Raw genomic sequence first — 8,698 nt, 5'->3', positions numbered from 1 at the left:
GGGGATCGGGGACAAGGGAGAGTGTGGGAAGACAAGGGAGACAAGGGAGACAAAGGAGCAGGGAGCAGGGAGCAGAGAGCAGGGAGACAAAGGAGAATGCCCGATGCCCCATGCCCCCCAATGCCCAATGCCCAATGCCCAATGACCAATACCCAATGACCAATACCCAATGACAACTAAAATACTGTGCCATCACTTTCTATCTGTATGGGAGGAATACCACCTGTGCGGAGTTGAGCAGCTATTTTTCGTCCAGCTGTCCAGGTTCCTCCTTGCAAAATTTTTACCAGTGGTAATTCCTCATTACTCATACCTAACTTGGCTCGAACTGTAGCGGCGATTTGATCTAGGAGAATAACAGTCAAGGCGCGCCATTCAACGATCACTTCAGACGCTACTGATTGAGGTTCAGTAAAAATATCTGGATGTTTACCCTTGATCAGTCCCAAGTCTAGACATAAACCGCCATTACGATATTCTGGTAATCCAGTCAGAGCATCTAAGTTGATTACTTGTATACCTAATTCTTGGAGAGGCTCAAGTAGAGAATAACTCAGCCACTGAGATAGTTTGTGAAAAGGTATCAAACCGTCATCACTAACGGCTGGATGAAACCAGACATCTCCCAGATTTGACCCAGCAATTTCTACGCGTCCGGGCCAAATGTCGCTAAGTCCTTGCAAAACAGCATTTAATACAGTTGCAGCTGCTAACTGATTATTTTTGACTTTTGTTAAAAGATAATTTACTAAATTACCAGGGCGGGGATTTTGTTCCCCAAACATCTGGGGCGAAGCTAGCAGGACTTGACCTAACTTTTGTAGTAATTGCGATCGCCCTGCAATTCCCACTAAGGGATTATCTGCGGTGACACCAAATCCATCAGCTAATTCTTGTTCTGTTAATTGTTGCAATCTGAGGGTATTTGCTTGTAAAGGTTGATGGCGATCGCTCGCAAAAAGTCCTTGACAAAACATTTGGTAACTAGCAACTGCCAAACCTTCAGAACGTTTAAAACTCAACTGAGTTTCTTCTTCATAAAAATGCCAGCGATCACCAGCACCAGCATCTAATAAAACACTAATTATGGCTAAATCAAACTTAGTAGCAGCTTTCTCGATGGGCGTCATCTGGGCTAATTTTTCATCCAACTTCGCCAACCGTGGTACACCACCAACTTCAAAATGTCGCCAACGACTGTGAAACGGGATTTGTAAATCAGGATATTGCTCCCGTATCACTTCAATCACATAATCTGCTACTCGTTCCAACTGATCTAAATCGCAAGCAAAATGATCAGACTTACCTGCAACAGCCATTGTAAATATTTGTTCGCAACGCTCTCGAATTGCAATTGGCGATCGCAAATAAGGAACCACCTCAGTTTCTTCTCTTGGCGTTCTACTCTTAAAATTACCCGCTTGCGCTTCTATCGCGTTCTTGGCGGTTTCTATTTCCATGTTTTCAACTTTCTCCAACCGACACACCCCCTCAAAAAAGTCAAGAGTCCGTTGTCAACGGTCAATTGTCAATGGTCAAAAAACCATTTGCTCTGGACAATTGACACTTGACTCTTGACCATTGACTTAATCTGTTAAAGAACGTCCTTTTACCTCCGCTAAATCATCTATTTGCAAGACCTTACCTGTGGTATAATAACCAGCGGCTTTTTTGGCTTCAATTTCGACACGGGCATCTTGGGGAACCAACTCTTCGGGAATGGGTATGCGTTCCCCTATTTCAATCCCTGCTGTCGTGATGGCATTGTATTTCATGTTGCTCATCGATACCATGCGATCAATGCGGGTAACTCCCAACCAATGTAAAACATCTGGCATTAACTCCTGAAAGCGCATGTCCTGGACACCCGCAACACATTCAGTACGAGCAAAATAAGCATCAGCGCGATCGCCTCCTTCTTGTCGCTTACGGGCGTTGTAAACCAAGAATTTCGTCACCTCTCCCAAAGCACGTCCTTCTTTGCGGCAGTAAACAATGATCCCTACACCGCCTTCCTGTGCGGTTTGCACACAAACTTCTATGCCATGTACCAGATAGGGGCGACAGGTGCAAATATCTGACCCGAAAACATCGGAACCATTGCATTCATCATGTACTCGTACTGCTAAAGGTTTGCTAGGGTCGTTAATTGCTGCTACATCCCCGACAATATAAACCGTCACACCCCCAATTGGCGGTAAAAATACCTCCAAATCAGTTCGTGTCACTAGTTCCGGGAACATTCCTCCAGTTTGTTCAAATAAAGCACGTCGTAATTCACCCTCACTGATTTGAAAACGTTTGGCAACTCCTGGTAAATACCAAACTGGCTCAATCGCAGCTTTGGTAACAACCAAATCGCCGCCTGGTTTCATAATCTTGCCATCAATCGCCAAGCGTCCTTTATTTACAGCCTCCAGTAATTCAGGCATATTGATGTGGGCTTTGGTGATCGCGATCGTCGGGCGAATATCATACCCTTGTTCGTAGTAAGGTGCGAATACTTCACCCACAATTGCCCCAAAAGGATCGAGGGAAACAATCTTATCAGGATCAAACCAACTCGGATGCGGTCCGATATGTTCAATTGGAGAAGTATTAGTGAGATCTGCCCTGTGATCTGACTGTAATGCACCACTTGCCACCGCTAAGGCACGATAAACCGCATAACTACCAGAATGAGTACCAATCACATTACGGTGTGCTTGCTTTGTCAAAGTGGCAATCATCGGACCCCGTTCCATCGGGTCGCTTGCTCCCCATTTAATAGGAATTGGTTTGGGGCCAAAGCGACTAGGATGAGAAGTTAGAACTATATGCCTGGAAACGCTGTTTTGGTTTGGCATAGTCATTTATTTTTTTTGGGATATTTCTTATTAGTCACTAGCTAGCAGTCAAACGTCAATAGTTGATCGCTACATGTTCTATGACATTTTTCTTATGCTTCATATCTTTACAAATATCCCGAAAATTTGATTCATATCTATACAATCCTCCTACACCCTTATACTCTTATACCTCTACACCCTTTTTTCTCAAAGCTAAAAACCTTGATTCTCTCCGGATTGCACAATACCGTATTACAGGCTACAACAAACCAGACATTGATTGCTTTAACTTGCAATTTATAAGGTGAATTTTAAAAGGTCGATTAAGAAGTTTATTTTGAGAACGTTTTGTGCGAAATTTGATCCAAAGATACTATACTCTCACGTCAAATTCATGGATTCTTTATTTGTCAATTCCTTACTTGAAGACTTGAAAAATTCGGATGAAAAAGTCCGCGAACAAGCGACAAAAAAGCTTTGGCGCATCTGGTATCAGCAAAAGGGAATATATGGCTTAGAAATGATTGAACGCAGTCAGAAATTACTAGATTCAGGTCAAACTAGCAAAGCTGAAGCAGTCTTGACTGAGTTAATTAATGAACAACCAGACTTTGCTGAAGCTTGGAATCGTCGTGCTTTTCTGTACTACACTACTAGCCAATATGAAAAATCTTTGGCTGATTGTCTAATGACTATTCAGATTAATCCAGTTCATTTTGGCGCACTGCATGGCATGGGGTTAAGTTATGCAGCTTTAGGAGAATATGCAAAAGCGATCGCAGCTTTTAAGCGCGCCCTCGCAATTCAACCCTATTCTCTGGTAAATCAAAAACTAATTCTCGAATGTTCATATCGATTAAGTTAAAACACAAAAAATAAAGAAGAATATTTTGTATTAAATTTGACCAAAGACTAAAGAATAATATTTAAAGTCTCAATTGGTGCAAATAATTATCCAGTATGGCTTATTTGTTATTGATACCAGTGGAAAATTCACTTGTGTCAATAACAACCAGTAGCCAGCCAGAAATTTTCCAGCCACTTTATTAACATTAGAAAGCTGGAAAGATAATAACAGTTGAAAGCAATTTAAAGTTTTTTTGCTAGCTTTATAAAAACCTAATTAATTTGAATCAAAACATTTTGTTTGCTGGTGCTGTAATTTTTTAGACAAACAACATTTGTGCGATCGCACCGTTAATAATGTGGATAGGCAAAATTAAATTCACGGAGACTCTTAACGGGGAATAGCTTGAAGAATGTGTAATTAACCTCTGTTTTGTGTGTGCCCTTTGTGTCTTAATCTACAAGTAGCCCTTCGGGTTCGCCAGGTGCTTTATGCCGGGGAACCCGTCCACCGCACTGGCTCACCACTAGCGCGTCTATGCGGTTCGTTGCCAAAAGATAAATTTCAACCATGACAACATATAAAAAATTCTACAATTTAGAAACCCTAATCAATTCCCTACCAGGAATCGAAATCATTACAGATTCCTCTCAAGTAGCAAAATTATCCCAGGATTATCATACCTTCAGCCCGGTTTTGGTTCCCAAACTAGCGGGAAAAGTCGGAGATATAGTTATACGCCCTGCCAACGAACAAGAAGTATTAAAAATTGCAGCGGCTTGTGTCAAACATCGAGTTCCAGTGACAGTGCGGGGTGCAGGAACAGGAAATTATGGGCAATGTGTACCTTTGCACGGCGGTGTCATCCTTGATATGACGCGGATGCAGGAAATTTGCTGGATTAAACCAGGAGTAGCGCGAGCAGAAGCAGGGGTGAAATTAGCAGCACTCGATAAAAAAACACGGGAAATTGGTTGGGAAATACGCATGGCACCCTCTACCTACCGCACAGCAACAATTGCAGGCTTTGTGGCTGGTGGTAGTGGGGGAATTGGCTCAATACAGTATGGATTTTTAGGCGATCGCGGTAATCTTTTAGCATTAAAAGTCGTCACCTTAGAAGATGAACCACGTGTGATTGAACTACGTGGTGATGATGTTCAAAAAGTCAATCATGCCTGGGGGATTAATGGTATTATCACTGAAGTAGAAATTCCCCTGGGTCCGTCTTATCCTTGGGCAGAAGTAATTATTACCTTCCCAGAATTTATGGCAGCAGCCAGATTTGGGCAGAGCCTTGGCGATGCTGATGGCATGATTAAAAAAGAAATTGCTGTCTTTGCATCCCCCATCCCTCAATACTTTACACCGTTGCGGCAATATATCCCCGATGATACTCACGCCGCTCTGTTGTTAATTGCGGAACAGAGTTTAGAGTTTTTGCCTGGATTGGTGCAGCAACATGGTGGCAATATTACATATCAAAAAACAGTACAAGAACCTGGCAAAGGTGCGAACTTATTAGAATTCACTTGGAATCACACCACTCTCCACGCCCGCAGTCTTGATACTTCCATCACCTATTTACAAAGTCTTTTCCCAGCCGATGTAAAGACGCGCAATGGGGCGTCTCTACAGTTATTAGAGCAGATGTATCATTACTACGGGGATGAAGTCATGATGCATGTAGAATTTGTTCGTACCAATGGTGTAACAATTCCCGCCGCCTTACAACTTGTACGCTACACCACCGAGGAACGCTTGAACGAAATCATCCGCCATCACGAAGAACATGGTATATTTATTGCCAATCCCCACACTTATATTATTGAAGATGGTGGTAGAAAAGTTATCGATCCAGAACAATTGCGATTTAAGGAAATGGTAGATCCCTATGGGTTGATGAATCCTGGCAAGAGTAGAGAGATTGGGGGAGTTTGAGGAGATCGGGAGTGTGGAAACCCTGCGGGCTTACGGGCGAGTTGATCGTTTAGTCTGATCATATTTATCGAACTCACGGTAACTCATCATACACCGCCAGTGTTTCTTGATGAACCCGGTCAATATGCAACCACTCTAAATTTTGATGCGCCTTTGTCTTCCACTCTTCTAACGTATCTGGATTACTTAGCAATTTCACTAATGCTGCTGCTAAGGCATTAGAATCTTTTGCTGGTACTAAAATTCCAGCTTGCCCATTATCCAATGCTTCAGGAATTCCGTCTACATCAGTGGCAATAATAGCGCACCTGGCTTCACGGGCTTCTGATAAAACAAGACCGAAAGGTTCGCGGTGAGAAGCGAGGACAAATATATCACAAGCTAGTAAATAACGCTGGGGTTCTGGTTGAAAGCCTTCAAAATGGATACGCGAACTGACAGCTGTTTTGCTTGCTTGGTCTTCAAATTCATGGCGATTAGGCCCATTTCCAACTATATATAAATTTGCTGTGGGAAAATCTGAGGCTATTTGCTCAAAAGCTGCAATTAACTCGGCTATACCTTTACGATGATACATCCCTGCCACAGTTGCGATCGCTGGATGTTGTAAAGGTAAAGCTTCATACTCCTGTAAGGGACGATTGCGGGGGCTTCCCAATGTACCATTACATACTACCCGCAATTTTTCTTTAGAGATCCCACGCTGTACCATAGCCTCGGAAACTGCTTTACTAACAGCAATTACCCGATCAGCTAGACCCATAAATATACTGCTGCGTTGAAATTCATTATGTACGGTGGAAACTAAACCATATCTATTTTTACCTTTCTTTCTCAGAAAAGCAGCTAATATCACTCCTGTCATCATGTGACCATGAACAATATTTGGCTGAAATTCTTTGACAATTCCTTGATAACTAATACCAGCTTTAACGAGATTTATGGGTTTGCGTCTTTGATCTAAAAGATAATGTTTAACACCATATTTTGCTAATAAATTTTCGTATCCTCCACCACCAGATATTACTGCTACCTCATGACCATCTTTTGCTTGTAAACAAGCCAGGTCAACAGCTACATTGACAATTCCATTACCAATTTCCTGAACCTCATTTAAGATATGTATAATTCGCATAATCTCACTTGTCACTTATCATTTGTTATTTGTCACTTGTCACTTGTCATTCATCATTGCTAGTCCCAAAAAATCAAAACTCAATCAATATGCATTTACGAATATGATTGTTTTGGTGATGAAAACGACGTAATGCTACAGATTGAAACAAAAGCTGCCAAGCTTTCCAATAAAAGATAGAGGGAAAGATAATATTGAATAAATTATGAAAGTTTTTTTGTCTAATAGCTACTATAGACCAATGTAATTTCAAATAATTTTTAATATCTTCAAAATGAGGAATATGAGAATGATGCATTTCATCAACTAAAACATAAATTTTTTCTTTAATTAAAATATTTGTATGTAAGCGCCGAGAGGGAGAAAACTTGTGATTATAAGCGCCAGACCAAATGGTGCGGTAAGCAAGGGATTGATTGAGAAAAATCGCATCTCCAAATTTGGCAACATGAATCCAAGAATCAATATCATCACAATTAGCATCAAACTTAGAATCCCAACCTCCTGTTTGCAAAAAAGCATCCCGACGACAAGCTACTTGTACAGGCGTACCAAAAGGCAGAAGTTCTAGCAACATACCATAATGAATATCAGCTTGGGGAACATAAAAAGCTAGACCGGGACCTATTTGCGGCGTGCGAGAGAGTTCAACTTCTTTTTCATCGACCTGAATAGCAATACAGGAACAAATTACTGCTTGAGGTTGGAGTGCGATCGCTGTTGTCATTTCTTCTAGACAATTCACAGCTAAGTAGTCATCATCATCCAAAAACTTAATCCATTTACCGCTAGCTTTACCAATACCAGCATTCACAGTTGCTGAATGACCAGAGTTTATCTCATTGCGATGGTAGACCAAGCGTGAATCTCCACTTTGTGATAACTTTTTGATTAAGCTATTCACATACTCTTGTGTACCATCAGAAGAACAATCATCAGCTACAACGACTTCAGTCGCAACAGTCTGATTCAAAGCAGAATTAATTGCTCTTTTAAGCAAGTTTAAGCGGTTGTAGGTCGTGATGACCACACTAAATTTCATAAAACTCACACCCTGTGGCAAGGTCATCTTGAATACATCTTCTATTTGACGACACAACTCCCGGAAACGTCACCTTCTAACAAGATTTTGGATGGGTGGATTGTTGCGATCACAAGGGTGTAAAAGGATTTGTCGGCATAGATAAAAATTTTGGCTTAATGTCAAAGCCCTTGCCATGAAAATTTACTAGACTCAAAAGCGAAAGTGGATTTATTATGGATGATTGTGAGTTTTTGATAGACTATGAACGCTCAAGAGATCATCCGCTCGATCGAAGCGGAACAACTAAAATCTAATCTGCCCGATATATATGTCGGTGACACCGTCAAAGTCGGAGTCAAAATTAAAGAAGGAGACAAATACCGCGTACAACCCTACGAAGGAGTTGTGATTTCTAAGCGGAACGGCGGGATTAATGAAACCATTACAGTCCGTCGTGTATTTCAAGGTGTTGGAGTCGAGCGAGTGTTTCTACTTCACTCTCCTCGGATCGACAGCATTAAAGTAATACGTCGCGGTAGAGTGCGGCGTGCAAAGCTTTACTATCTACGCAATCGTGTCGGCAAGGCTACCCGGATTAAACAACGCTTTGACCGCCCTTTGTGATAGACAAGTTAAGATATGGGAGAAAACTCAACCATCAAGATCAAGCGGCTTCAGCCGCTGATTTGTCCCCCGACCAAAAAAAGTTAACAAAAAATGCCAAATTGCGTTAAACTAGTAAAAGTCAAACGCAATAGCTGAATCGAAAGCAGCACATGCGCTCTTAGTTCAGTTGGTAGAACGCAGGTCTCCAAAACCTGATGTCGGGGGTTCAAGTCCTCCAGGGCGCGCTGTAACTGAGGAAAAATAATCCCAGAACAAATGCGATCGCCATTACAATAGCGATGCTAAAATTTGATTTT

7 protein-coding genes and 1 tRNA gene are annotated in these 8,698 nt (G+C 41.7%); 4 read left to right on the top strand and 4 right to left on the bottom strand.

Annotated features, from left to right (window positions below):
* Positions 1–176 precede the first annotated feature (176 nt).
* Together B4U84_RS08760 and B4U84_RS08755 are read right to left on the bottom strand one after the other, a co-directional pair.
* Positions 177–1,460, bottom strand: coding sequence for a URC4/urg3 family protein (locus B4U84_RS08760; protein WP_242677575.1), 1,284 nt, complete (start codon positions 1,458–1,460; stop codon positions 177–179).
* Positions 1,461–1,586: 126 nt separating this feature from the next.
* Positions 1,587–2,846, bottom strand: coding sequence for a GTP cyclohydrolase II (locus B4U84_RS08755; RefSeq protein ID WP_017313747.1), 1,260 nt, complete (start codon positions 2,844–2,846; stop codon positions 1,587–1,589).
* Positions 2,847–3,222: 376 nt separating this feature from the next.
* On the opposite strand from B4U84_RS08755, the gene B4U84_RS08750 reads away from it, so the two are divergent.
* Complete coding sequence (locus B4U84_RS08750; protein ID WP_131117022.1) at positions 3,223–3,693, top strand: tetratricopeptide repeat protein; 471 nt, start codon at positions 3,223–3,225, stop codon at positions 3,691–3,693.
* Between the two features lie 552 nt (positions 3,694–4,245).
* On the top strand, positions 4,246–5,616 hold the full coding sequence (locus tag B4U84_RS08745) for an FAD-binding oxidoreductase (RefSeq protein ID WP_131117019.1): 1,371 nt from the start codon (positions 4,246–4,248) through the stop codon (positions 5,614–5,616).
* A 73-nt stretch (positions 5,617–5,689) separates the two neighbouring features.
* Here the strand turns inward: B4U84_RS08745 and B4U84_RS08740 are convergent, their stop codons facing one another.
* Both B4U84_RS08740 and B4U84_RS08735 read right to left on the bottom strand, forming a co-directional pair.
* Complete coding sequence (locus tag B4U84_RS08740) at positions 5,690–6,751, bottom strand: glycosyltransferase family 4 protein (RefSeq protein WP_131117016.1); 1,062 nt, start codon at positions 6,749–6,751, stop codon at positions 5,690–5,692.
* Positions 6,752–6,824: 73 nt separating this feature from the next.
* Complete coding sequence (locus B4U84_RS08735) at positions 6,825–7,793, bottom strand: glycosyltransferase family 2 protein (protein WP_026082207.1); 969 nt, start codon at positions 7,791–7,793, stop codon at positions 6,825–6,827.
* A gap of 243 nt (positions 7,794–8,036) precedes the next feature.
* Here B4U84_RS08735 and rplS point away from each other — a divergent pair, with 243 nt between their 5' ends.
* Together rplS and B4U84_RS08725 are read left to right on the top strand one after the other, a co-directional pair.
* Positions 8,037–8,399 carry a 50S ribosomal protein L19 gene (gene rplS, locus B4U84_RS08730; RefSeq protein WP_016860086.1) on the top strand — a complete coding sequence of 121 codons (363 nt, stop codon included), beginning with the start codon at positions 8,037–8,039 and terminating at the stop codon, positions 8,397–8,399.
* A 154-nt stretch (positions 8,400–8,553) separates the two neighbouring features.
* Positions 8,554–8,626: transfer RNA gene (locus B4U84_RS08725), tRNA-Trp, on the top strand.
* The last annotated feature ends 72 nt before the right edge of the window (positions 8,627–8,698 follow it).

Origin of the sequence: Westiellopsis prolifica IICB1, from assembly GCF_004323185.1 — a bacterium.
Classification (GTDB): domain Bacteria; phylum Cyanobacteriota; class Cyanobacteriia; order Cyanobacteriales; family Nostocaceae; genus Pelatocladus; species Pelatocladus prolificus_A.
This window is presented reverse-complemented; position numbering and strand designations above follow the sequence as displayed.